The sequence below is a fragment of the Trichococcus ilyis genome (assembly GCF_900109135.1).
Lineage (GTDB): Bacteria > Bacillota > Bacilli > Lactobacillales > Aerococcaceae > Trichococcus > Trichococcus ilyis.
The window spans coordinates 18,950-44,161 of record NZ_FNYT01000001.1; the positions used below are offsets into that span (position 1 = coordinate 18,950).

Consider the following 25,212-nt stretch of genomic DNA (forward strand, 5'->3'; position numbering starts at 1 on the left):
TATGATCATTTAATCAGGATAATTTCCCGGCAGTATGTTAAAATAAAATGAAATTGCAATGGCATGTTGTTATTATTCAAATGAGACATTAGGGGAGAATTCTATGGAAAATAGAGACAAACAAAGAATATTGATTATCGAAGATGAAAAAAATCTGGCGCGCTTCATCGAGTTGGAATTGAAGCATGAAGGCTATGAAACCGAAATTTGCTACAACGGCAGAGCCGGTCTGGAAGCCGCCATGAATCAGGACTGGGATGTTATCCTGCTGGATCTCATGTTGCCGGAATTGAACGGCATCGAAGTTTGCCGTCGCCTGCGCCCCGTCAAAGACACGCCGATCATCATCATGACCGCCCGCGATTCCGTCATCGACCGGGTATCCGGCCTGGACCACGGAGCGGACGATTATATCGTGAAGCCATTCGCCATCGAAGAGCTGTTGGCGAGGGTGCGCGCTTTGTTGCGCCGTATCGATATCGAAGAAGAGCAACGCAAAGTAAAACAAACAACAGTGACTTACCGCGATTTGACGATCGAAAAAGAGAACCGTGTCGTACGCCGTGGAGACGAGCACATCGAGTTGACCAAACGCGAGTATGAATTATTATTGATTCTGATGGAAAACATCAACGTTGTCCTGTCGAGGGATGTGTTGCTGAATAAAGTGTGGGGCTATAAGACGGAAGTGGAAACGAATGTCGTGGACGTATACATCCGTTATCTGCGCAATAAAATCGATGTAGCCGGCCAAGAGAGCTATATCCAAACGGTCCGTGGCACCGGATACGTTATGCGTTCATAAGACTATGCGCAGGATCAATTATATGCCAACCAAAAAAAGAGGAAATCCCAAGTCCATCAGGTGGAAATGGGGTTTTCTTTTAAGTATAGCTTTCTTTCTGCTGTACTTTCTGTCCGCCTTGCTGATGCTGAACGTCTACAAGAGCTATCAATACGCTCAGCAAAAAGAAGAAGCCGAGAGCCTGCTGCAATCGGTCCAATCTGCGCTGGCGGAAATCGATACGAAACTGTCGGTCAACAGTGTCGAAAGCATGTTCGAGAAGATTTCTGTTTCCACCGTGACGAAAGGCCTTCAGTCTGTCGGCAATTATCCTTTTTTGGAGGATCTCAAGAACCGGGGCGCAAACATCCGCGTCTTCGATACGGATGGCCAGTTGCTCTATGAAACACAGAAGAGTTACACGACGTTCATCAAAAATCCCGATACTTATTTGCGCGAGACAAAACTGAACGATCTCGAAGCGTTTGTAGCCGGCAGCCCGATCCTCAGCCAAGAGGACTCCTATCTGTTGGGGTATGTGCAGATTGTTTTTCGCCTGAATGATTATCATAAAGTCATCTCACAGATGACGCAATATTTCTGGTACGTAACGGCTGTCGTGCTGCTCCTGGCAGCGGCGGCCGGCTATGGCATCGCCGTCTATTTCTTCAGGCCGATCAAACAGATGGTCGACACCATGGACGCGATCGAAGAGGACACATTATCGGAAACACGGATCAAAATCTCGAAAAGCAAGGACGAATTCACCGACTTGTCCGTACACATCAATGGCTTGCTGGACAAGATGGCGCTTTATGTCACCCAACAGAAACAGTTCGTCGAGGATGTCTCGCATGAGCTTCGGACACCGACGGCGATCGTGGAGGGGCATCTCAAGTTGCTGAACCGGTGGGGCAAGGAAGATCCGCAGATACTCGATGAATCGCTTGCGGCATCCTTGACCGAAATCCAAAGAATGAAGACTTTGGTTCAGGAGATGCTGGACCTATCCCGGGCAGAACAGGTCGAAATCCACTACAAAAATGAAGTGACCCCGATCCGGAATGTCGTTCTGCATACATTCCACAACTTCAAGATGCTGTATCCGGATTTCGTATTCAATCTGGATGACGACCTGAACCGCGAAATCTACGTTAACATCTACCGCAACCATTTCGAACAAATACTTGTGATATTGATGGACAATGCCGTCAAATATTCGACCGACAGGAAAGAAATTCACTTGTCGATTTCCGAATCCATGTCCTATGTCCAGATTGCCATCCAAGATTTTGGGGAGGGGATGTCACAGGAAGACCAACAGAAGATTTTTGCGCGCTTCTATCGCGTCGATAAAGCCAGATCGCGGAACAAAGGCGGAAACGGATTGGGCCTGTCGATCGCGAAAGAGTTGTTGGAAGGATATAAAGGCGACATCACCGTAGAAAGCGTACTGGGGCATGGATCGGTATTCCGCATCCAGCTGCCGATTCTGAAGAACTATACACCTGATGAAGAATTGTAGAAAAAAGGAGACAGCTCATCACATGTGAGTTGTCTCCTTTTTTGGATTAATGTTTTGGTTGCTTGCCGGCATTGCGGCCTTTTTTCCTGTCCGTTGCCTGATTTGCGGCGGACAAAGCTTTTGCTGCTTGAGCAGGTGCCGAAGGGGAAGCCGGCTTCGCCATTTTTACGTTCTTCCTGAGCGGGCGATCCTTCATTTCTTCTTCAACTTGCTTTTGAATCTTCGGTTTGATCATGTGGTTTTGGAGTGCTGTCTGGGCTGCGGCGAAAATACCGCCTGCCAACCAGTACAGCGCCAAACCGGCTGGCGAAGACCAAGAGAACATCAGGATCATGATCGGATTCATCAGCATCATCGACTTCATCTGCGATTTGGTTTCTTCCGGCATGCCGATTGTGGAAACCCAGCCTTGGATCACATAAGCCACACCGGCTAGAATTGCCAACAAAGGACTGCTCTCCCCGAGGTTGATCCCAAGGAAGGTGCTCTGGGCGATTTGCGGAGTCAGGTTGACGGCCTGATACATCGCGGTGAAAATCGGCATCTGGATCAGAATCGGCAAACAGCCGACGCCGCCTGTCATGCTGATGTTGTTTTCTTTGTACAAAGCCATCATTTCTTGGGAAACTGCCGCTTTTTCTTCAGGCGTCTGTGCATTTTTCTGACGGTATTGGATATCTTCCAGTTCTGGTTTGATGTATTTCATTTTCTCTTGCTGTACCATCGTTTTTTTGATTTGGCTAAAGTTCAAGGGCATGATGGCCAAACGGACGACGATTGTGATGACGATGATGGCCAGCCCGTAATTTCCGCTGAGCATCTCTGCCAGCATAACGATCAACTTGCCTGTAGGTACCACCAAATAGTCGTATATGAAGCCAGTTGGATTTTTATTCTCATCATATTGCATGCATCCTGTCAGAACGAACAGCAAGGACATCATTTCCGCGGAAAGCAATAACTTCTTCTTGAGTTTCATCATTCACGTTCCTTTACAATTTTTCGATAACATTACTACTATACATGAAGGGAAAAATATATTCAATTGGTTACGCGAAAACTTATGTAATTCTCAATGTCGGCGTCCTCTTCGAGTCTGCAGGCATCGACTTTTCCGCTAGGAGAAGGACTGCGCTTGACTGCCGCAATAAAAGCGTCGATTTTATCGCTGGGACCGACGGCTTCGATATAAACACTGCCGTCATCTTCATTCCTTACGATACCGGCAATGCCTATTTGGTCAGCCACCATTTTTGTCATATAACGGAATCCCACGCCCTGGACCCGACCGCTCACTGTCATCCTGATTTTCTTCATTTAGATTACCTCCAGCTTCTTCGATGATATGGGAATGCAGCCTTTTCATCCAGTTTACAGCCTTCCTCATTTCGGGTCAATCCCGATACTTCGTGCGGGAAATTTTTGCGGCGCTGTGCTATACTTTTTGCAACAATGAGGTGATGGAATGTACCAAGTGATACGGACCGACGGCGAATATGAGCCATGGTGGTTTTTTGAAGATTGGACGGATTTCATCGTGGAATCAACAGACTACGCCGATTTCGAAGAGGCAGTCGCTGCCTATGAGCGGGCTGCGGAACTTTTATCGGCTGCTTATCCATTCCAAAAAACGAAAGGAGCCTATCTGACCGCTTACTGGTCAGATCGAGAAATCCGCTTTTGTGAAAATTGCGATGATGATGTCCAACTGTATCATGGCCTGATGTTGCTGCAGGACAGAAAAAAACTCCGCCAGGAATGATCGCCCAATATCGAGAAAGTTTCAGCATCACGCAAAAGCGGGGGACTGAAGCTTTTTTTGTCCGTGGATCCTATCGGGAAAAATTAGCCTCATAAAGACTTCGTTTTGTAGTATAATGAACCGATACGGGGAATGAATCCAATAATCGATCAACCATTGCCGCCACAAGATTGCGTAATGGTTTTGAATAAATGAAGGGAAAAGGAGCTGGCCTGTTTGGCGAAACGAACAACTGCAAGAAAGAAAAAGAAGGCGACCGGACAAAAGATATCCTATGAGCTGATCGGCGTGCTGTTTCTGTTCAGTTCCGCTCTGGGAATCGGACAGCTTGGCTTTGCCGGCACAGCTTTGGCGAATTTTTTCCGTTTTTTCGTCGGCGAAACCTATCCGCTCAGTCTGGCCCTGTTTGGTGCTTACGGGCTGTATCTGATCTTAAGAGGGAAGGAGCCCAAAGTTAGAAAAAATTGGCTGATCAGCGGTTTTCTGTTGTATTCGGCGGCATTGCTCTATCTTCACGCGCAAGCATTCGAAGACGTCCTCACTGAGGGCGCGTCGGTCATTTCCGTCACACTGGCCCGTTTTTTGGTCGATGTCAGGCAAGCGGACACAGCTTCAGAAATGGGTGGGGGTCTGATCGGGGCAGCCTTTTACACAGCGACCCATTTTTTGGTTTCACAATGGGGAACCTACATCATGATCGGCCTGCTGGCGTTTTTTGGCTTGGCGATACTGTTCGGGTTTACGACGCATGACGTCATGGAAGTCGTGCGCAAAGCTGCTTTGCTTTTCGGACACAACAGCAAACGCGCAGTGCTTTTCACGAAAGACAAGGTGGCGAGTTCGATCATTGAGTCGAAAACAGTGAAGAAACCCACCAAATCCGATCGCCTGCCGGCCGACAAGAAACCCTCTCTGGTCGAGAAAGCCAAAAATCAGATCCGGAGCGAATCGGCAGCGGATAAATTGATGAAGGAAGAGGCAGAGGCTGTGAAGGCTTCAACAAATAAGATTTCCAGCGAAAAAGAACGGGAACCCGTGCAGCTGAAAATCGACAGTTTCCAGAAGCAACTGGAAAAGGCGGCCGAGCACAAAGCTGCTGACGTCGAAAAGAGAACGAACGGGGAAGTGCCGGAACAGGCAAGAACCGAACCTGCCGCCGGTGACGAAGATACTAACGGCGAGCTGGAGTTCGAAATCACCGCTGAGCAGGAGAACCGGGATTACCGCCTGCCGCCGGTCACCTTGCTGAACGAAATCAAACCAATCGATCAATCGAATGAATATGCGACGATCGAAAAAAATGTCAAGAAGCTGGAAGAAACGTTCGCCAGTTTTGGCGTGGAGGCCAAGGTGACGAAAGCAAACCTCGGACCGGCTGTGACAAAGTATGAAGTTCAGCCCGCTGTCGGAGTCAAAGTCAGCAAAATCGTCAATCTGAATGATGACTTGGCCTTAGCCTTGGCGGCAAAAGATATCCGGATCGAGGCGCCGATTCCCGGAAAATCCTTCATCGGCATAGAAGTGCCGAACAGCGACATCAGTGTCGTATCGTTCCGGGATGTCATGGAGGGACAGAAGCATACGGACAAACTGCTGGAAGTTCCGTTGGGCCGGGACATTTCCGGAGTTGTCCAAAGCGCAAATCTGACGAAGATGCCGCATCTGCTGATCGCCGGCGCAACCGGGAGCGGGAAATCCGTCTGCATCAACGGCATCATCACAAGCATCCTGATGAAAGCCAAGCCGAACGAAGTGAAGATGATGATGATCGATCCGAAAATGGTGGAACTGAACGTCTATAACGGCATTCCGCATCTGCTGACGCCAGTTGTCACCAATCCCCGCAAAGCGGCGCAGGCGCTCCACAAGGTCGTGGCCGAGATGGAAAGAAGGTATGAATTGTTTGCCGGAACCGGCATGCGCAATATCGACGGCTACAACAACCTGATAGTCGAGTACAACCTGGAGAACGGTGAAAATAATCCTACTTTGCCGTACATCGTGGTCATCGTGGATGAGTTGGCCGACCTGATGATGGTCGCCAGCAACGAGGTCGAAGACGCGATCACCAGACTGGCACAGATGGCGCGGGCTGCCGGGATCCACATGATTCTGGCCACCCAACGGCCAAGCGTGGATGTCATCACGGGCATCATCAAAGCGAATGTGCCTTCCCGGATCGCGTTTGCCGTATCCAGCTCGATCGATTCCAGAACGATAATCGACGGCGCAGGAGCGGAGAAGCTGCTGGGCAGAGGCGACATGCTCTTCCGCCCCATGGGTGAAAACAAACCGATCCGCGTGCAAGGGGCATTCATTTCCGACGCAGAAGTGGAGCACATTGTCACCTTCGTCAAAAATCAGCAAGAAGCGAACTATGTCGAGGAAATGATGCCGACCGAAACCGTGGCAGATACTGGCGAAGAACCGGAGGACGAACTCTTTGGCGAAGCTGTGGAATTCATCAGAACGGATGAGACAGCAAGCATCTCCAAACTGCAGCGGAGATTCCGGATCGGCTACAACCGGGCAGCGCGTCTGATCGACGAGATGGAAGCGAGAGGGATTGTGGGGCCGGCTGACGGAAGCAAGCCAAGGAAAGTGAACATTAATGAGGATATTTATGAAAATAATGCGGATATTCCTTTTGATTCTGAGATATAGCCCAAAGCCTGCCGACAAATATATGGATATTAAATGAAAAAACGATTACAAAAAAATCAATATGATTTATTTTTTAGAGAATACATGATATGATATTTTTTGTAAGAAGCTTGTACTTACAAGTTCATAAAATTGAAGTTTATTGGAGGGGTCATGGTGAAGAAGCAAAAATATGTTAGTTTATTGGCATTGGGTTTAGGTGTCAGCACCATCCTGGCGGCATGCGGCGGAAGCGGCGACACGGCTGACAGCAGCGCGACAGGGTCGAGCACAGCAGAGGGAACAGACGATAACTTCACTATTGCGATGGTTACCGACGTCGGCGGCGTGGATGACAAATCATTCAACCAAAGCGCTTGGGAAGGCCTTGTCGCATGGGGAGAAGAGAACGGCAAAGCAAAAGGGATCGATGGATACGACTATATCCAATCCAATGCCGACTCGGAATTTGTGACAAACTTGAACACTGCCGTAAACAGTAATTTTGACCTTGTATTTGGTATCGGATATAAATTGAAATCCGCGATGCAGGATGTGGCAGCCCAGAACCCGGATACAATGTTCGCCATCATCGATGACGTGATCGAAGGCGAAAATACGGTTTCCGTCTCGTTCAAGGACAATGAAGCTGCATTCTTGGCGGGTGTCGCTGCTGCCAAAACCACTAAAACCAACCAATTAGGATTCATCGGCGGGCAAGAGAGCGTCGTCATCGATCGCTTTGAAGCCGGCTTCATAGCTGGTGCACAATCAGTCAATCCTGACGTTGATGTCAAAGTCGAGTATGTCGGCTCATTCGGCGATGCTGCCGGCGGAAAATCAAAAGCTGCAGCGATGTATGCGAGCGGCATCGATGTCATCTACCAAGCTGCTGGAGATTCAGGGAATGGCGTCTTCTCCGAAGCGAAAGATATCGTAAAAGCGGATCCTTCAAAAGAAATTTGGGTCATCGGTGTTGACCGTGACCAAACTGAGGAAGGCTTGTTGACTCTTGAAGACGGCACTGAAAGAAACCTGACCTTGACTTCGACTTTGAAGGGTGTGGGCACTGCGGCTAAGGATATCGCAACCTTGGCAATGAACGGTGAATTCCCGGGAGGAGAAGTGTTGACGTTCGGGCTGGCTGAAAAAGGCGTCGATTTGACTGACGGCCAATTGAGCGCTGATGCATTGGCTGCTGTCGAGGAAGCGAAGACACAAATTTTGGAAGGAACGTTGACGGTTCCTGAATCCCCAGAAAACTGATCATCATTTAAATTTTAAAGCGAAGCAACTTGATTCCGATTAGGGTATTGAGTTGCTTTTCTTTTTCCGCAAGGCTTATCCGGAAGGGTTGGTTCCGGATAAATGTTCAAACAAAAGTTTGGTTGGGGTGACAAACAAAAGTGGCTAGGATTTTTGAAATACTTTATAATGGTAGTGAAATGGTGTTTTACGGTATTCTATTTTTTTATAGGCGTGTCTCACTGCTGCATGAGGGAATTCATGCTTTCAATTTTAGTAAGGGGTGGAATCAGCATGACAGAAGAAAACTATGTCATCGAGATGCTCGGCGTGACAAAAGCTTTCGGCAATTATAAAGCGAATGATGACATTTTTCTCAATTTGAAAAAGGGTGAAATTCACGCTTTGTTGGGGGAAAATGGCGCGGGCAAGTCGACTTTGATGAACATTCTGTCCGGTCTTTTGGAACCGACCAGCGGGACGATCAAAGTGAAAGGGCAGGAAGTCAAAATCAGTTCTCCGGGTATCGCCGACAAATTGGGAATCGGGATGGTGCACCAACATTTTATGCTGGTCAAAGACTTCACCGTTACAGAAAATATCGTCTTGGGCAGTGAACCAAGCAAATTCGGCGTCCTGAACAAAAAAGCGGCCGCTGGTGTGATTGCGGATCTATCCAATAAATATCGTTTGGCGGTAAATCCCTCCGCCAAAATCGAAGACATTACCGTCGGAATGCAGCAAAGGGTCGAAATCCTGAAAACTCTGTACCGCGGTGCGGACATCCTCATTTTTGACGAACCGACAGCGGTATTGACACCGCAGGAAATCGATGAATTGATGTCCATCATGAAGGAATTGACGAAAGAAGGAAAATCCATCATCCTGATCACGCATAAATTGGATGAAATCAAAGCCGTGGCTGACCGTTGCACCGTTATCCGCAAGGGCAAAAGCATCGGGACCGTCGACGTGAAGCGGACATCCCAGCAAGAACTGGCTGATATGATGGTGGGGCGCTCCGTTCTGTTCCGGACAGTCAAAAAACCTTCGCAGCCGAAGCAGGCTGTTTTGGAGATTGAAGGCTTGACGGTCAAGGAAAGCCGCGGTCTGGAAGCGGTGCGTAACCTGAATCTTACTGTGCGGGCAGGCGAAATCGTCGGCATCGCCGGGATCGATGGGAACGGTCAGAGCGAATTGATCCAGGCCATCACTGGCTTGCGCAAGGCCGAGAGCGGAACCATCAGGCTGAACGGAGAAGCCATCACAAACTTGGCTCCGCGCAAAATCACCGAGGCAGGCTTGGGGCATATCCCTGAGGACCGGCAAAAGTTTGGCCTGATCCTTCCGATGCGTTTGGACGAGAATATCGCTTTGCAGACTTATTATCAGGAACCCTACAGCAAAAACAGCTTCCTGAACGATAAAGCAATCGAGAACCACGCGATCGAACTGATCAGAGAGTTTGACGTTCGGACACAAAGCGAGAAGTCGACAGCGGGTTCGTTATCCGGGGGGAATCAACAGAAAGCGATCATTGCCAGGGAAGTCGATCGGAATCCTTCCTTGTTGATTGCTGCCCAACCAACCCGAGGGCTGGATGTAGGCGCGATCGAATTCATCCATAAACGCTTGATCGAGCAGAGGGACAAAGATAAAGCGGTCCTTTTGATGAGTTTCGAATTGGATGAGATCCTCAATCTGTCCGATATCATCGCCGTGATGTTCGAGGGTGAAATAGTGGCTTATGTCAAGCCGGATGAAACCTCCGAGCAGGAACTGGGATTACTGATGGCCGGCTCTTCTTTGGAAAAGGCCAGGGAGGAATTGGAAAAAAACAAAGAGGAGGAGGCGGGCATTCATGGGTAATCAACAAGGAACCACTCGCATCCAAGGGATCGTCGTCCCTTTGCTTTCAGTCATTTTGGGGTTGTTGATCGGTGCGGTCGTCATGTGGTCGTTCGGTTATGATGCTTTCGCGGGTTATTCGGCAATGCTGAGGGGAGCATTCGGCTCTCCGTTTTACGTGGGTGAATTGCTGCGGGAAGCTACCCCGCTGATTCTGGTCGCGTTAGGTTTTGCGGTAGCCAATACGGCGGGGTTCTTCAACATCGGTGTGGCGGGTCAAACCCTATTCGGGTGGCTTGCTTCCGTAAGCGTTGCGCAGATGCTGCCTGAACTGCCGAAAATGCTGTTATTGCCTTTATGCATTTTGGCGGGAATAGCGGCCGGCGCTCTGTGGGCGGGTATTGCTGGGGTCTTGCGGGCTTATTTCAACACCAGCGAAGTAATCGTCACCATCATGCTGAACCACACAGCCCTATACATCAATAATCACATCGTAAGGAATGTTTTGACGGAATCAGGGGATTCCACGCCCAGAATCACGGCAAACGCCAGCTTGAGGGTGCCGCTTCTGTCTGAATTGACGCGCAATTCAACGCTGCATGCCGGTATCTTCATTGCGCTGATCATGATTGCGGTGGTTTGGGTCCTGATGAAGAAAACAACGTATGGTTTTGAATTCCGTTCAGTGGGACTGAATCCGGATGCTGCCGATTATGCAGGGATGAATGCCAAGAAAAACATCATTTCGGCCATGCTGATCAGTGGCGGTCTGGCAGGATTGGGCGGTGCGATGGAAGGCTTGGGTAATTTCCAGAACATGTTTGTTCAAGGTGCGATGCCCGCCGTCGGATTTGACGGCATGGCGGTAGCCTTATTGGGCATCGGCAGCCCGATCGGCATCCTGTTTGCTGCACTTCTGTTCAGTACCCTGAAAATCGGGGGAACAAGCATGCCGCTTATGTCCGGTGTCCCGGTGGAAATCGTGGATATTGTGATCGCCTCCATCATCTTCTTCGTCGGCGCGAGCTATATCATCCGCTTGTTGGTGAAAAAGCTGGCCAAAGTCAATAAAAAGGAGGTGGCGTAAGATGGATCTGTTGGCTATTCTTTCGATAATCGTATCTTCTGCCCTGATCTATTCGGCACCACTCATTTTTACCGGTTTGGGCGGAACTTTCTCCGAACGCAGCGGTATCGTCAACGTTGGGCTGGAAGGCACAATGGTCATGGGCGCATTTACTGCCATCGTCTTCAATCTGAGCTACGCCGAAAATTGGGGCAAGCTGACACCTTGGCTTGCACTAGTGGTTGCGGGGGCTGTGGGCATCGTCTTTTCGATCCTCCATGCGGTTGCCACCATCAATTTAAGGGCGAACCATATCGTCTCCGGAACGGTCATCAACATGCTTGCCCCGGCGCTGGCGGTATTTTTGACGAAAGTCCTCTATGAAGGAAAAGGACAAACCGCCTTCATCGTGCAGAATTTCGGGAAGACCAGTTTCCCGATATTGAAGGATATCCCGGTCATCGGTGAAATCTTCTTCACGAACACCTCGGCTCCTGCTTATGCAGCGATCGCAACGGCACTTGTCTGCTACTTCATCATCTTCAAGACGACTTTTGGGTTGCGTTTGCGCTCAGTCGGGGAGCACCCTCAAGCCGCTGACACTTTGGGGATCAATGTCTACATGATGCGCTATGCCGGCGTGCTGATTTCCGGATTTTTGGGCGGTGTGGGCGGAGCCATCGTATCCCAGTCGATCAGTTTGAACTTTTCCGGTTCAACCATTGCCGGTCAGGGTTTCATTGCCATGGCTGCGATGATTTTCGGCAAATGGAATCCGATCGGGGTCATGGGCGCTGCAATTTTCTTCGGCTTTGCGCAGAGCTTGGGTGTCATCGGAAGCTATATCCCGGTCATCCAGAATATCCCTTCCGTTTACCTTCAAATTGCGCCTTATGTGATCACTATCATCGTATTGGTAGGGTTCATCGGAAAATCCAGAGGTCCGGCCGCCAATGGTACGACTTACATCAAATCAAAGTAATCTTCGACAGCGGGAAGGGTTGGCTCAATAAGAGTCAGCCTTTTCTTTTTGCCGGGTTTTACGGAACCGTACAGTCGTTCGGGAAGGGCTTAATTGAAAAATGACCCGAACTAGAGTATAGTTTTCCCTATCGACAAACAAAATAGCTTACAGGACGTGAAATGGATGGAATATACATTAAAAGAGGGCGTCACAGCCTATATCGAACCTTCCGACAAATACAAAACCGTATTGATCCAGTACAAATTCAGGACGAACTTCAGCGGAAAAACCGCAACGGAACGTTCATTAGTGAAAAATATGCTCGAAACAAACAGCAAGCGATACCCGAGCCAAAATGAGATGGACCTGAAGATGGCCAGCCTGTATGGAGCCACGTTGCATACGCAGTCGCAACGATTCGGGAAACAGCATGTTGTGACATTGAGTCTGTCTGTCGTCAACGACAAGTTCATCGGGGGGGACGATACCCTTCTGGAAGAAGCATTCGCTTTTTTGGAAGAGATCATTTTCAGACCTAACGCTGCGGATGGCAAGTTCCATGAGAAGACGTTTCAGAGGGAAAAGGAAAATCTGAACAACTATTTCGAGTCTCTGATCGAAGACAAATCCGCATATGCGCGCACGCGGCTGAACCACGTGCTTTTTGAGGGGACGGATCAGGCTTTTCAAGGCATAGGTGATGCCGGATTCTTGAAGGAAATCTCTGCAGGCAGTCTTTATGAATGTTATGAAGAGATGATCGGATCGGACCAGCTGGATATCCTTGTTTCGGGCGATGTAGCGCCGGAACGGATTTTGAAGATCTTGGACGCCCAGGATCTTCCGGGCAGAAGGGAAACTGCGAAAGAGGTGTTCTATTTCCGCGAAAAGACTGCAGAACCGGTCAACGCAGGCGAATCCCAGGACATCAATCAGGGCAAGTTGTTTTTCGGTTTCTCTTCACCTGTTTACTACATGAATGAGCATTATTTTGCCGGGCTGGTTTTCGATGGCTTGTTCGGGGGCTTCCCGCATTCGAAACTGTTCCAGAATGTCCGCGAGAAAGAGAGCCTGGCCTATACAGCCTCCAGCGGTTTGGACTTTCTGCGCGGCGTCATGACTGTCGGAACCGGCATCGAATTCGAGAAACGCGACCAAGTCGAAAAAATCGTTTTGGCTCAACTGCGGGATATGCAAGCGGGGGATTTCCCGGATGAATTGATTGCTCAAACAAAAAACATGCTGATCAACCATTACAAGCAAAATGATGATTATCAGGGCAGAAGTTTGGCGAAGCAATACCAGGATATCCTGATCATTGAAAAACCTCTTTCGCAAGAGCAGTGGATCGCCGGTTTGAATGCGGTGACGAGGGAACAGATCATTGCCGTTGCGGAAAAAATGAGTTTACAGGCGATATTTTTCTTGAAAGGCGAGGCTGCAGATGAATAAAGTACATTATGAAACACTTAACGAGACAGTCTATACGGAAATATTGGAAAACGGCTTGCAGGTAGTGCTGATCCCGAAAAACAAATACTCCAAGACATACGGCATCTTTACGACCAATTTCGGGTCGATCGATAACCAGTTCGTACCGATAAACGACGATAAGGAAATCAAAATTCCCGACGGCATTGCGCATTTCCTTGAGCATAAGCTGTTTGAAGGGGAAGAGCATGATGCTTTTGAGGACTTCGCGAAGTTCGGCGCCTCAGCGAATGCTTTCACGTCCTTCACCCGGACAAGCTACCTCTTTTCAGCCACGGACCATATCAAGGAAAATACAGAGAGTCTGCTTGATTTCGTTCAAGATCCGCATTTTACCCCAGAGGGCACAGAGAAGGAAAAAGGCATCATCGCCCAGGAAATCCGCATGTATGAAGACAATCCAGGCTGGCAACTTTTTTACGGACTGCTGCGTAATCTCTATCCGGACCATCCGCTTTCGGTGGACATAGCCGGAACGGTGGACAGCATCCAGGAAATTTCGCCGGAATTGCTCCAAATCTGTTATGACACCTTCTATCACCCGTCCAACATGAACTTGCTGATGATCGGCAACTTCGTTCCTGATGAAATGATGGACATCATCAAGCGGAATCAGGCCGGAAAGACGTTCCTGCCTGTGAAACCGATCAAACGCACTTTGCCGCCGATCCCGGTACAGGACATCATTCCCTACAAGGAAACCGAAATGGACGTGCAACGGCCGAAAGTGATGCTCGGTGTGAAAGGACTGGAGACGGAGGTGACCGGAAACCAAGCCGAAAAATACAAGATCTGCGGCTCGTTGTTGCTGGAAATGTTGTTCGGCCGGAGTTCCACGCATTTTATCGAACTCTATGACAGCGGCCTGATCGATGACAGTTTTGGCTACTCCTTCAATTTGGATCGCTCTTTCAACTTTATGGCGATCGAATCGGATACGGAAGAGCCGAGAAGCTTGGAAGAAAAGCTGAAACGGATTTTGCTGGACTGGGAAACGGATGATAATCTGACGGAAGAAAAATTCGTTCTGCTGAAAAAAAGCATGATTGGGGAGCAACTGCAGGCCTTCAATTCACTGGAATACATCGCAAACCATTACAGCGCATTGCTGTTTTCCGGAGCCGAACTTTTTGAAGTTGTTGGGCTGATCGAAGAAACGAGTCTGGAAGACATCCGCAAATTCGCCGAGGGATACCTTAAAGCGCAAAGTATGAGCACCTACGTAATCCTTCAGAAAGGGGCAAAGCGGCAATGAAGGCCGCTTTGGTGACAGGAGCCTCCGGTGACATCGGCGCCTCCATCGCAAGAGGCCTTGCCCGATCAGGATGGTCGCTTTATCTGCATTACCACTCCAATCAAGAAAAGATCCGGCTGCTGCTGTCGGAACTGCAATCGGCTTATCCTGAACAGGAATTTTATCCACTTCGGCTGGATCTTTCCGACGAAGCGGGCGTTTCGGCATTGGCCGAAAGCATATTTTCGCTCCAAGCGATCGTCTTTGCGCACGGCAAAACGGAATATGGTTTGCTTCAGGATATGACCTCCCGGCAAATGGACGATTTGTGGAAAATGCACGTCAAAATGCCTATCCTGATCATCCAAGCGCTCCAGGATAAAATCGCCCGTTCCCGCAACGGCCGGATCGTCTTCATCAGTTCCATCTACGGAGAAGCCGGAAGCGGACTGGAAGTTCTCTACAGTACCGTCAAAGGGGCGCAGATCGCTTTCGTGAAAGCCTACAGCAAGGAAGTTGCTTCACTGGGGATCACGGTCAATGCCGTTTGTCCCGGCGCAATCGATACGCAAATGAATGCGCATCTCGATAACGACGAAAAAGAGGCGCTTCTTGAGGAAATCCCGCTGGGCAGGATGGGCGAACCGGACGAAATCAGTTTCTGGGCAGTCCAGTTGCTGAAAGAAAACAGCCGCTACATGACCGGGCAGTCCATCTGCGTCTCGGGCGGATGGCTCAGGTAAAACAATTACGGAACTTCGTGGGCAGGGATTTTATGTTATAATGCTTTTGGTAACATCGGGACCGGTAAGTGAAGGCAGGTGAAGAAATGGTTCAAATCGGAGAAATCCTAAAAAGTGCTAGACTTTCCAAAGGGTACACTTTGGATGATCTGCAGCAAATGACGAAAATACAGAAGCGGTACTTGATCGCAATCGAAGAAGGCGACTTCGAGATTATGCCTGGCAATTTCTATGTGCGCGCCTTCATCAAGCAGTACGCGGATACAGTGGGTTTGGATGGCGATCGGCTGTTGGGGGATCACGCAAGTGTGATTCCGGAGATCCATGGGAGCAGCTTGACGGAGGAGTCCGGATCTTTTTCTCCCAGTCGCTCCGAAACAAAAAAAGCTTCAAAAAAGACGAATTTTAATTATGGCGGGTCCGTCCAGAGCCAATTGCCGACTGTGCTGTTGGCTGTTGCGGTAGTCGCCATCGTGTTGGCGGTATGGAAGGCTACCTTGAGCGGTGATGATGGGGCAGTCCAGATCGAAGTGGCTTCGAACATCAGTCAGACAACGTTGTCATCAAAAGAAACGGTCTCGAGCAGCGTGGAACAGACAGGGACTGCGATTGTCACGGAACAATCAGCGCAGGTCACTTTGCTTTCGGCTGCCGGCGGTTATGCCGAATATGACGTCACAAGCTTGTCGCTGCCATCAGAATTGAAAGTATCCGCAGTCGCAGGAGGCAGCTCTTGGATCAGCGTAAGCGTAAACGGAATCGTCCAAGAGCCTTCCGGAACCGTAACCAGCGAAAATCCGCTGACGGTCGCGCTGCCGTTGAACACAAGCGAGATTGAAGTGATTGTCGGCGTGATGCCGGCAACGACCATCGAGCTGGACGGCACAGTCGTTGCCATGCCAGCCGACTATCAAGAGATTCAGACCCAAACCTTATCCTTTACCGTTAAAAGTGTCGAATAAGGCGAGGCCACATCAAAGGAGTTGCAAAAGTTGAATTTACCTAATAAATTGACCGTTCTGCGGATCGTTATGATTCCGCTGTTCATGATCATTACCTTGGTCCCATTCGATTGGGGGACCCTTGCGATCGCCGAATCACAGATTGCCGTCAACCAGTTGGTCGGGGCCGTCATTTTTGGCATCGCCAGCTTTACGGATTGGCTGGATGGATACATTGCCAGAAGGGACGCGTTGGTGACGAACTTTGGCAAGTTTGCTGATCCATTGGCGGACAAGATGCTTGTCGCCACAGCCATGATTGTGCTTGTCGGTCAAGGATTGGCTCCATCATGGGTCGTCAGCATCATCATCAGCCGCGAGTTGGCGGTTACCGGATTGCGCCTGCTGCTTGTGAAGGAAGGCGAAGTCATGGCAGCGGCATGGCCGGGAAAAATCAAAACGGCTACGCAAATGGTCGCCATCATTCTGTTGTTCTTGGACAATTATCCTTTTCAGGCGACCGGCATCCCGGTTGCGGACATCATGCTGTATCTCTGCCTGATTTTCACCATCTACTCAGGTGCGGATTATTTCGTCAAGAATAAACATGTCTTTGTGGGATCCATGTAGTTTTCATAAATAAGGAGGGCTGGGTTGCATCAGGATGCAACCCGAACAAAAGGAAAGTGATTCTTTTGTACCCTTCTTTTTCTTTTTTTTTTCGAGAAGAAGGTATTGTCAAATTTAAGCGAATACTATGGATGTGAGGGATTAACGATGAACGCAGAAATCATTTCAGTCGGAACGGAATTGCTGATGGGACAAATAGTGAATTCGGATGCGGCATTCATTGCCAAGGAGTTGACCGGTTTGGGCATCGATTCCTATTTTCAGACGGTTGTCGGCGATAATCCGGGGAAAATAACAGAAGTGATCAAAATAGCTGAATCGCGAAGCGATCTGCTGATTTTCACAGGAGGCCTCGGACCTACCCATGACGACCTGACCAAACAGACTGTGGCGGATCACCTCGAGGAAGCGCTCGTCATGGATGAGGCAGGCTTGGCGCGAATCCGCCGCTGGTTCGAACGCTCGGGAAGGGATATGACGAAAAATAATGAGCTTCAAGCCTTAGTGTTCAAGAACGGAATCGCCTTTGCGAATCCCGTCGGTCAAGCGTTGGGTAGCTACATCGAAAAGAACGGGATCGGCTATTTGTTGTTGCCGGGCCCGCCGCGGGAACTTGAGCAGATGTTCCTGCAGTTTGTGAAGCCGTTCCTTTCGGGAAAGTACGAAGATCAGCAAGTGATCTCGTCAACGACACTCCGCTTTTTCGGAATCGGCGAATCCGCACTGACAACCATGCTTGACGATCTGATCCGCAACCAGACCAACCCGACGATAGCTCCGTACGCCGGAAAATACGAAGTGACCTTGAGACTCACTGCAAATGCTGCAACAGAAGCGATCTGCAGGGAGCTTTTGGAGGAGAAAAAAGCGGAGATTTTGGCGATTGTCGGCGACTATCATTATGGCGATGGGGCCGAGTCCAGTCTTGCCGAGGTGGTGGGCAACAGACTGTTGGCTCAAAAATGCTCCATCAGTGCAGCGGAAAGTCTGACCGGCGGGCTTTTTCAAGCGGAGCTGGTCAAGGTTCCGGGGATAAGCGAAGTCTTCGCGGGAGGCATAGTTTCTTATCAGGAAGGCGCCAAACAGCATGTCCTGGGCGTTCCGGAGCACATTCTCGAGGCGTACGGAATGGTCAGCCCGGAATGTGCGGTTGCGATGGCGGAACGGGCACGGGAACTTTTCGACACTGATTTGGGCATTGCTTTCACGGGTGTTGCAGGACCCGACCGCCTGGAGGGCAAGCCGGCCGGAACGGTGTGGATCGCATTGAGCCGAAAAAACGGCCCAACGGCAGTTCAAGGATTCCTTTTTTTAAGAGACCGCCTCGGGAACAGGGAGCAGGCGGTGATGCAGGGATTTGACATGATCAGGCGGAATTTACAGGATTCTGGATCCGCGGAATAAAAAACGAACATCTGTTCACTTTATTCTTGCTTTTTTATCCAGAAAAGGATAGTATTACGTTGTGGCGTTAATGTATGCAAATGAAAGCTTGGAGGAAACAATAGATGGCTAATTTGAATGAGAACAGACAAAAAGCCTTGGATGAGGCTCTGAAGAAGATAGAAAGAAATTTCGGCAAAGGGTCTGTCATGAAGCTTGGCGAAAAAGTGGACACTAAAATATCCACTGTACCCAGCGGGTCGCTGGCTCTGGATGTCGCCTTGGGAGTGGGCGGTTATCCGCGTGGCCGCATCATTGAAGTGTACGGTCCTGAATCATCAGGTAAGACGACGGTTGCGCTGCATGCGATTGCAGAAGTGCAAAAGCAAGGCGGAGTTGCCGCATTTATCGATGCCGAGCATGCTTTGGATCCCAAATATGCCGCTGCGTTGGGCGTCAACATCGATGAGTTGTTGCTTTCGCAGCCCGATACAGGCGAACAAGCGCTGGAAATCGCTGATGCTTTGGTGTCTTCCGGAGCAATCGATATCGTGGTGGTCGACTCTGTAGCCGCATTGGTCCCTCGCGCTGAAATCGAAGGCGAGATGGGAGACTCACACATGGGTCTGCAAGCGCGCCTGATGTCCCAAGCGTTGCGGAAACTATCCGGATCCATCAACAAAACAAAAACGATCGCAATCTTCATTAACCAAGTGCGCGAGAAAATCGGCATCATGTTCGGAAATCCGGAAACGACGCCAGGGGGAAGAGCGCTTAAATTTTACGCCACTATCCGACTGGAAGTCAGAAGAGCGGAACAAATCAAAAGCGGAACCGATATCATGGGTAACCGCACCAAAATCAAGGTAGTCAAAAACAAAGTCGCTCCGCCGTTCAGGACAGCTGAAGTGGACATTATGTACGGCGAAGGCATTTCCCAAGTCGGCGAAATCATCGATATGGCTTCAGAAAAGGATATCGTCAACAAGAGTGGTGCATGGTATTCCTACAAAGGGGAACGCATCGGTCAGGGGCGTGAAAATGCCAAAAAATTCCTGATCGAGCATCCGGAAATGAGAGCCGAGATCGAGAAGCTTGTCCGGAACGAATACGGGATAGGCGACGAAAATGCCGCCGAAATAAAGGCGGATGAAAAAGACGAGCAGATCGAACCGATCGATCTGCTGGACGAATAAAAGCGAGCATCCAAAGGGGCCAGGAATAAAAATCCGGCCTCTTTCGTTATTTTCAGCATCGGCACAGAAGGCAATATCGAAACAGGAAAAAATGTATTTTGGTTATGTTACCGTTTTATCGTTGACATGTCAGCATTCTACGTTTAGAATGAAATTATGTGCATCGCTTCATTCTGCACATTGTAAAACTAATTTTTATTCATTTTTTTTGACAACAAAATTAAATAGATACGGAGGTGAAACTATGGATATATGGACTTTAGCCTTCGCTATCATAGCTTTAATTGTTGGTGTCGTTATCGGATATTCCTATCGAAAATCGAATCACGAAAAAGAAATAGCTGGTGCCAAAAATACCGCTTCCCAAATTCTTGATGATGCTCGCAAAGAAGCAGAAACCCTGAAAAAAGAAGCTATGTTAGAGGCGAAGGATGAGAACCACAAATACCGCTCGGAAATAGAAGAAGAATTGCGCGAGCGACGCAGTGAGGTTCAAAAACAAGAAAATCGCTTAATCCAAAGAGAAGAAAATTTGGATAGGAAAGATGCCAGCCTATCAAAACGTGAGCAATCTATCGAATCAAAAGAGGATAATCTTGTCAAAAGACAGAACGCTTTAGTTTCTGAAGAAAATCGCATTCAAACATTGGTGGAAGAGCAACAACACGAACTGGAAAGAATCGCTACCTTATCCCGCGATGAAGCAAGAAACATCATCATGGACGAAACGGAAAACCAGCTTTCGCACGAAATTGCGGTCATGATCAGAGAATCCGACCAAAAAGCGAAAGATGAAGCAGATCGTAATGCGAAAAACATTATCCTGCAGGCGATTCAAAGAAGCGCCGCCGATTTGGTTTCGGAAGCGACGGTATCGGTTGTCACGTTGCCTAACGACGATATGAAAGGCCGGATCATCGGCCGCGAAGGAAGAAACATTCGGACATTGGAGACATTGACAGGTATTGATCTGATCATCGATGATACGCCTGAAGCTGTCGTATTGAGCGGATTTGATCCTATCCGAAGAGAAATCGCGAAAATGGCTTTGGAGAAATTAATTCAAGATGGACGCATCCATCCTGCGAGAATTGAGGAAGCAGTTGAGAAAGCCCGTAAAGATATGGATGAACGCATAAGAGAAATCGGTGAACAAGCAACTTTTGAAGTTGGCATCCATTCTTTGCATCCTGATTTGATCAAAATTTTGGGACGCCTGCATTTCCGCACAAGTTACGGACAAAATGTCCTGAATCACAGCATCGAAGTCGCGAAACTTTGCGGCGTCATGGCTGGTGAACTTGGCGAAGACATCAATTTGGCCAAACGAGCAGGTCTGCTGCATGACATCGGAAAAGCTCTCGATCATGAAATTGAGGGTTCACACGTTGAAATCGGCGCAGAAGTCGCCCAAAAATACAAAGAAAATCCGGTTGTCATCAATGCGATTGCATCCCATCACGGTGATGTTGAAGCAAACTCAATCATATCCGTATTGGTCGCATCTGCTGATGCTTTATCCGCCGCTCGTCCTGGAGCAAGAAGCGAATCGCTTGAAAACTACATCCGCCGTTTGGAGAAACTGGAAGGAATCGCAAACAGTTTTGAGGGTGTGGCAAGCAGTTTTGCTATCCAAGCCGGGAGAGAAATCCGCGTGATGGTCAAACCAGACCAACTTGACGATTCTCAAGCTATTCGTGTAGCTCGTGAGATTAGAAAGAAAATCGAAGAAGAACTGGATTATCCGGGACACATCAAAGTTACGGTTATACGCGAAACAAGAGTAATTGAATATGCCAAATAATGAAAAAACCGAACGGGACAGCCTATTGTCCCGTTTTTTTGCTGTTTCAGGACATTCGGTCCGACCGGAGCGGGGCAACGGCTTATCGAAACAGACAAAATATGGTAATATGAGAAGACTAGAGTTTAGAGAAGAGGCTGAAAATGAAAGTATTGTTTATTGGTGATGTTGTAGGTTCGATCGGCAGGCAGATGCTGCAGGATACACTCCCGCAGTTAAAGAAGCATTACCGTCCGCAAGTAACCATTGTGAATGGCGAGAATGCTGCAGGGGGCAGAGGGATCACGGAAAAAATCTACAAAGAATTTTTGCAGACAGGTGTGGATGTCCTCACGATGGGAAACCATACCTGGGATAATCGCGAAATATTCGAATTCATCGGGACCGCCAACAAGATGATCCGTCCGGCCAATTTCCCGGAAGGGACTCCCGGCATCGGGTGGACGATCATAAAAGTGAACCAGCTTAAATTGGCTGTGCTGAATCTGCATGGCCGTGTCTTCATGAACAGCCTTGATGATCCGTTCCGCAAGGCCGATGCCATCCTGGAGGAAGTCCGGAAAGAAACCAATTGCATCTTTGTCGATTTCCATGCTGAAACGACCAGCGAAAAACAGGCAATGGGCTGGTATTTGGATGGACGCGTTTCCGCTGTGGTCGGAACGCATACTCATGTGCAGACAAATGATGCCCGCATCCTGCCTGCCGGGACAGGCTATCTCACGGATGCCGGAATGACCGGCGCTTATGACAGCATTTTGGGCGTTGAGAAGGAGATCATCATCCAGAAATTTTTGACGCAAATGCCGGTTCGGCATGAAGTGCCCGAAAAAGGCAGAAAGTTGCTCTCCGGCTGCTTTATCGAAATCAATGACCAGACCGGGAAGTGCGTCAAAATCGAGAATATCCTGATCAATGAAGACCGCCCATTTGGAGGGGAATTCTATTGAGCGAAGCACAGCCTTTGAAAGATTCGGCAGAGGCAGAATTGGAAACTCTGATCGAATTGTTGAAAAAAAACATAGTGATCGCCCGTTACCAGGAAATCGAAAAAAACGTAAAAAACAATCATTCGCTGGAACAATTGGTCGAAGCCATCAAAAGCAAGCAAAAAGAAGCTGCAGCCTTCGAGCATTACGCCAAACCGGCAGCCGCCGAAAAAACAGCCGCCGAATTGGCGCAGCTCAATAGGCAGTTAAAAGAGAGTATAGCGGTCCAGCAGTATCGGGAAGCTTTATGGGATGCCAACGCCTTGCTGGAAACTATCATTGGCATCATCCAGCAAGGCGTTGATGCCGCTATCGAAAAAGATGAGCCGCAGAGATAGACATAGATACATAGATTGAGGTGAAACAATGCCACAGAAGACGAAACATACGCCTATGATGGAGCAATATTTAGCCATAAAAGCACAGTATCCCGATGCGTTTTTGTTCTACCGTTTGGGTGATTTCTACGAATTGTTCCATGATGATGCCATGAAGGCCGCGAAATTATTGGAAATCACGCTGACGAGCCGGAACAAAAATGCCGATGAACCAATTCCAATGTGTGGAGTTCCTTTCCACGCCGCCGCTGATTACATCCGCAGGCTTGTTGAGATGGGGCACAAGGTCGCCGTCTGCGAACAGATGGAGGATGCCAAGCAAACAAAAGGAATGGTACGCAGGGAAGTCGTCCAGGTCATCACGCCTGGGACATTCCTGAACGAGAACAGCAGCGAGAGCAAGACAAATAATTACTTGGCCAGCGTCATCCGGATCGAAGCGGACGGTTTTGCCTTGGGATATGTCGATATCGGAACGGGAGAGCTGAAAGTCACCCTTCTGGCCAACGAAGACGCTGTTTTCAACGAGCTTCAAACTTTGCCGTTCAAGGAAATCGTTTTGGATACAAAAACGGCTGATGGATTGACGGAAAAATTGCAAAAACAGTTCGGCATTCTGGTTTCCATCCAAACAGAACTGGTTCAGGAAACAAGCTTCCGCGATCTGGTTGCGGATTTGCCGCAACAGGCCGAAAAAGATGTGCTTATTCTGTTGCTGAGCTATCTTTCGGATACCCAAAAACGCAGCCTGTCCCATCTTCAGAAAGCTGCCGCCTATCAAACGGATGCCTTCCTGAAGATGGATACCTATGCGCGGCGCAACCTTGAGTTGGCAACATCGATCCGGACGCAGCAAAAGAAAGGCAGCCTGTTGTGGACGCTGGATGAGACCAAAACAGCCATGGGCGGGCGCATGCTGAAACAATGGCTGGAAAAGCCGCTGATCAATCTGAGTGACATACTCGCAAGGCAACGGAAAGTGGAGTCTTTGGTCAACCATTACTTTGAACGGATGGATATCAATGACGCTTTGACATCGGTATACGATCTGGAGCGCTTGGTCGCCAGAGTGGCGCTCGGAAATGTCAATGGCCGCGATCTGATTCAGCTGAAAACCTCTTTGAGGCAGATTCCAGGATTGGTTCAAGCAATCGCCGCAATCGACGAACCGGATATTTGGCAGGATGTCATCGATAAATTGGAAGCTTACCCCGATGTCACTGAACTGATCGAGCGAGCGATCACGGATAATCCGCCCATCCAAATTACGGAAGGCAACCTTATCCGCGACGGTTATGATGAGCAGTTGGATCGCTACCGCGATGCGATGAACAACGGGAAGCTTTGGATAGCGATGCTGCAAAAAGAGGAAAGAGAAAAGACCGGAATCAAAACGCTGAAAATCGGCTACAACCGCATTTTTGGCTATTACATCGAAGTGACGAAAGCGAACTTGGCCGCGCTTCCGGAAGGGACATACGAGCGCAAGCAAACGCTCGCCAACGCCGAACGCTTCGTCACACCTGCATTGAAAGAGAAAGAGACGCTTATTTTGGAGGCGGAGGAGAAGTCGGTCCAGTTGGAGCATGAGCTGTTCATCGCCCTGCGGGAAGAAATCAAAGGATACAGCCGCCAGCTCCAAGCATTGGCCAAACTGGTGGCGGAGATTGATGTCCTGCAGGCGTTCGCGCACGTCAGCGAAGCCTACCATTTCACCAAGCCGGAATTAAGCAACAGCGACCGGAATCTGACCGTCAAGGAAGGGCGTCATCCGGTTGTGGAACGTGTCATCGGCAAAGACAAATTCGTGCCCAACAGTATCTCCATGGATGAGGACAATCATATCCTGCTGATCACCGGGCCGAATATGTCCGGAAAGAGCACCTACATGCGCCAGGTAGCCCTGATTGTCATCCTGGCCCAGATGGGTTGCTTTGTGCCGGCCGAGAAAGCCCGTCTGCCGATTTTTGATCAAATCTTCACCCGGATCGGTGCAGCGGACGACCTCTATTCCGGGCAGAGCACTTTCATGGTCGAAATGGTCGAAACGAACCAAGCGCTGCGCTTCGCCACCGACAAGAGTTTGATTTTATTCGACGAAATCGGCAGGGGGACAGCCACCTATGACGGCATGGCCTTGGCCGAAGCGATCTTGCGCTACATCGATCGCACGATCAAAGGCAAGACGCTGTTTTCGACGCATTACCACGAATTGACCCAACTCGAAGCCGAATTGGCGGGGACGAAGAATGTCCATGTCGGGGCAATCGAAAAAGACGGCGAATTGGTGTTCCTGCACAAGCTGATGACGGGACCGGCAGACAAAAGCTATGGCTTGCATGTGGCCAAATTGGCCGGGATGCCGGATGAACTGATTTCCGAAGCGCAAGTCATCCTCAATTCACTGAATGAACAGCACGAGCTGCATTCCGGCTTGAGCGTGCCGGCTTTGGAGGATACAGTCGAACAATTGGCGCTGTTCCAGGAAAACACGATGCATCCGAACGAAAAACACATTCTGGACGAGTTGTCGGATCTGGCGTTGGAGGATTGCACGCCGATGCAAGCCATGCTGCTGCTGGACGGTTGGAAAAAGTTGCTGAAATCACAAAAAAAGTAGGTGGAA

General features: G+C 49.2%; 22 protein-coding genes. 20 read left to right on the forward strand and 2 right to left on the reverse strand.

Translation table 11 applies throughout. From position 1 onward, the window contains the following. Positions 1-103: 103 nt before the first annotated feature. Both BMX58_RS00105 and BMX58_RS00110 read left to right on the forward strand, forming a co-directional pair. Positions 104-805 (forward strand): response regulator transcription factor, encoded by a 702-nt coding sequence (locus tag BMX58_RS00105; RefSeq protein WP_068560548.1) that lies wholly within the window; start codon positions 104-106, stop codon positions 803-805. Positions 806-827: 22 nt separating this feature from the next. Further along, positions 828-2,309: a HAMP domain-containing sensor histidine kinase gene (locus BMX58_RS00110; protein WP_162268594.1), complete on the forward strand. Its 1,482-nt coding sequence runs from the start codon at positions 828-830 to the stop codon at positions 2,307-2,309. 46 nt (positions 2,310-2,355) lie between these two features. Here BMX58_RS00110 and yidC read toward each other — a convergent pair whose 3' ends face one another. Together yidC and BMX58_RS00120 are read right to left on the reverse strand one after the other, a co-directional pair. After that, positions 2,356-3,291 carry a membrane protein insertase YidC gene (yidC, locus tag BMX58_RS00115; RefSeq protein WP_239420493.1) on the reverse strand — a complete coding sequence of 312 codons (936 nt, stop codon included), beginning with the start codon at positions 3,289-3,291 and terminating at the stop codon, positions 2,356-2,358. Between the two features lie 59 nt (positions 3,292-3,350). Next, positions 3,351-3,626 carry an acylphosphatase gene (locus tag BMX58_RS00120; protein ID WP_068620730.1) on the reverse strand — a complete coding sequence of 92 codons (276 nt, stop codon included), beginning with the start codon at positions 3,624-3,626 and terminating at the stop codon, positions 3,351-3,353. A gap of 148 nt (positions 3,627-3,774) precedes the next feature. Here BMX58_RS00120 and BMX58_RS00125 point away from each other — a divergent pair, with 148 nt between their 5' ends. The 18 genes from BMX58_RS00125 to mutS all read left to right on the forward strand — a co-directional run bounded on the left by BMX58_RS00125 (position 3,775) and on the right by mutS (position 25,206). Then, entirely contained in the window at positions 3,775-4,071 is a 297-nt protein-coding gene (locus BMX58_RS00125) for a DUF1033 family protein (protein WP_068620728.1), read from the forward strand. 216 nt (positions 4,072-4,287) lie between these two features. After that, on the forward strand, positions 4,288-6,735 hold the full coding sequence (locus tag BMX58_RS00130; RefSeq protein ID WP_068620726.1) for a DNA translocase FtsK: 2,448 nt from the start codon (positions 4,288-4,290) through the stop codon (positions 6,733-6,735). Between the two features lie 156 nt (positions 6,736-6,891). Further along, positions 6,892-7,980 (forward strand): BMP family lipoprotein, encoded by a 1,089-nt coding sequence (locus BMX58_RS00135; RefSeq protein ID WP_068620788.1) that lies wholly within the window; start codon positions 6,892-6,894, stop codon positions 7,978-7,980. A 273-nt stretch (positions 7,981-8,253) separates the two neighbouring features. Then, a complete protein-coding gene (locus BMX58_RS00140) occupies positions 8,254-9,828 on the forward strand; it encodes an ABC transporter ATP-binding protein (protein WP_068620724.1) in 1,575 nt (524 codons plus the stop codon). Continuing rightward, a complete protein-coding gene (locus BMX58_RS00145) occupies positions 9,821-10,894 on the forward strand; it encodes an ABC transporter permease (protein ID WP_068620722.1) in 1,074 nt (357 codons plus the stop codon). The genes BMX58_RS00140 and BMX58_RS00145 overlap by 8 nt, the downstream gene beginning before the upstream one ends. A 1-nt stretch (position 10,895) precedes the next feature. Next, on the forward strand, positions 10,896-11,855 hold the full coding sequence (locus tag BMX58_RS00150; protein WP_068620720.1) for an ABC transporter permease: 960 nt from the start codon (positions 10,896-10,898) through the stop codon (positions 11,853-11,855). Between the two features lie 165 nt (positions 11,856-12,020). Beyond that, a complete protein-coding gene (gene yfmF / locus BMX58_RS00155) occupies positions 12,021-13,289 on the forward strand; it encodes an EF-P 5-aminopentanol modification-associated protein YfmF (protein WP_068620718.1) in 1,269 nt (422 codons plus the stop codon). After that, complete coding sequence (yfmH, locus tag BMX58_RS00160) at positions 13,282-14,583, forward strand: EF-P 5-aminopentanol modification-associated protein YfmH (RefSeq protein WP_068620716.1); 1,302 nt, start codon at positions 13,282-13,284, stop codon at positions 14,581-14,583. Before yfmF ends, yfmH begins: the two co-directional genes overlap by 8 nt. Next, a complete protein-coding gene (ymfI, locus tag BMX58_RS00165) occupies positions 14,580-15,305 on the forward strand; it encodes an elongation factor P 5-aminopentanone reductase (RefSeq protein WP_068620714.1) in 726 nt (241 codons plus the stop codon). The genes yfmH and ymfI overlap by 4 nt, the downstream gene beginning before the upstream one ends. Positions 15,306-15,391: 86 nt before the next feature. After that, positions 15,392-16,267, forward strand: a complete 876-nt coding sequence (locus tag BMX58_RS00170; protein WP_068620712.1) for a helix-turn-helix domain-containing protein — start codon at positions 15,392-15,394, stop codon at positions 16,265-16,267. A 30-nt stretch (positions 16,268-16,297) separates the two neighbouring features. Next, positions 16,298-16,876: a CDP-diacylglycerol--glycerol-3-phosphate 3-phosphatidyltransferase gene (gene pgsA, locus BMX58_RS00175; protein ID WP_068620710.1), complete on the forward strand. Its 579-nt coding sequence runs from the start codon at positions 16,298-16,300 to the stop codon at positions 16,874-16,876. 147 nt (positions 16,877-17,023) lie between these two features. Further along, positions 17,024-18,280: a competence/damage-inducible protein A gene (locus tag BMX58_RS00180; protein WP_068620708.1), complete on the forward strand. Its 1,257-nt coding sequence runs from the start codon at positions 17,024-17,026 to the stop codon at positions 18,278-18,280. Positions 18,281-18,384: 104 nt separating this feature from the next. After that, complete coding sequence (gene recA / locus BMX58_RS00185) at positions 18,385-19,455, forward strand: recombinase RecA (protein WP_239420492.1); 1,071 nt, start codon at positions 18,385-18,387, stop codon at positions 19,453-19,455. 244 nt (positions 19,456-19,699) lie between these two features. Continuing rightward, positions 19,700-21,259, forward strand: coding sequence for a ribonuclease Y (gene rny / locus BMX58_RS00190; protein WP_068620706.1), 1,560 nt, complete (start codon positions 19,700-19,702; stop codon positions 21,257-21,259). Continuing rightward, positions 21,249-21,425: a hypothetical protein gene (locus BMX58_RS14615; RefSeq protein WP_162268593.1), complete on the forward strand. Its 177-nt coding sequence runs from the start codon at positions 21,249-21,251 to the stop codon at positions 21,423-21,425. The genes rny and BMX58_RS14615 overlap by 11 nt, the downstream gene beginning before the upstream one ends. After that, entirely contained in the window at positions 21,403-22,209 is an 807-nt protein-coding gene (locus BMX58_RS00195; protein ID WP_068620704.1) for a TIGR00282 family metallophosphoesterase, read from the forward strand. Before BMX58_RS14615 ends, BMX58_RS00195 begins: the two co-directional genes overlap by 23 nt. Then, positions 22,206-22,586: a YlbF family regulator gene (locus BMX58_RS00200; RefSeq protein WP_162268592.1), complete on the forward strand. Its 381-nt coding sequence runs from the start codon at positions 22,206-22,208 to the stop codon at positions 22,584-22,586. Before BMX58_RS00195 ends, BMX58_RS00200 begins: the two co-directional genes overlap by 4 nt. A 28-nt stretch (positions 22,587-22,614) precedes the next feature. Then, positions 22,615-25,206 carry a DNA mismatch repair protein MutS gene (gene mutS / locus BMX58_RS00205; protein WP_068620702.1) on the forward strand — a complete coding sequence of 864 codons (2,592 nt, stop codon included), beginning with the start codon at positions 22,615-22,617 and terminating at the stop codon, positions 25,204-25,206. Positions 25,207-25,212: the final 6 nt, after the last annotated feature.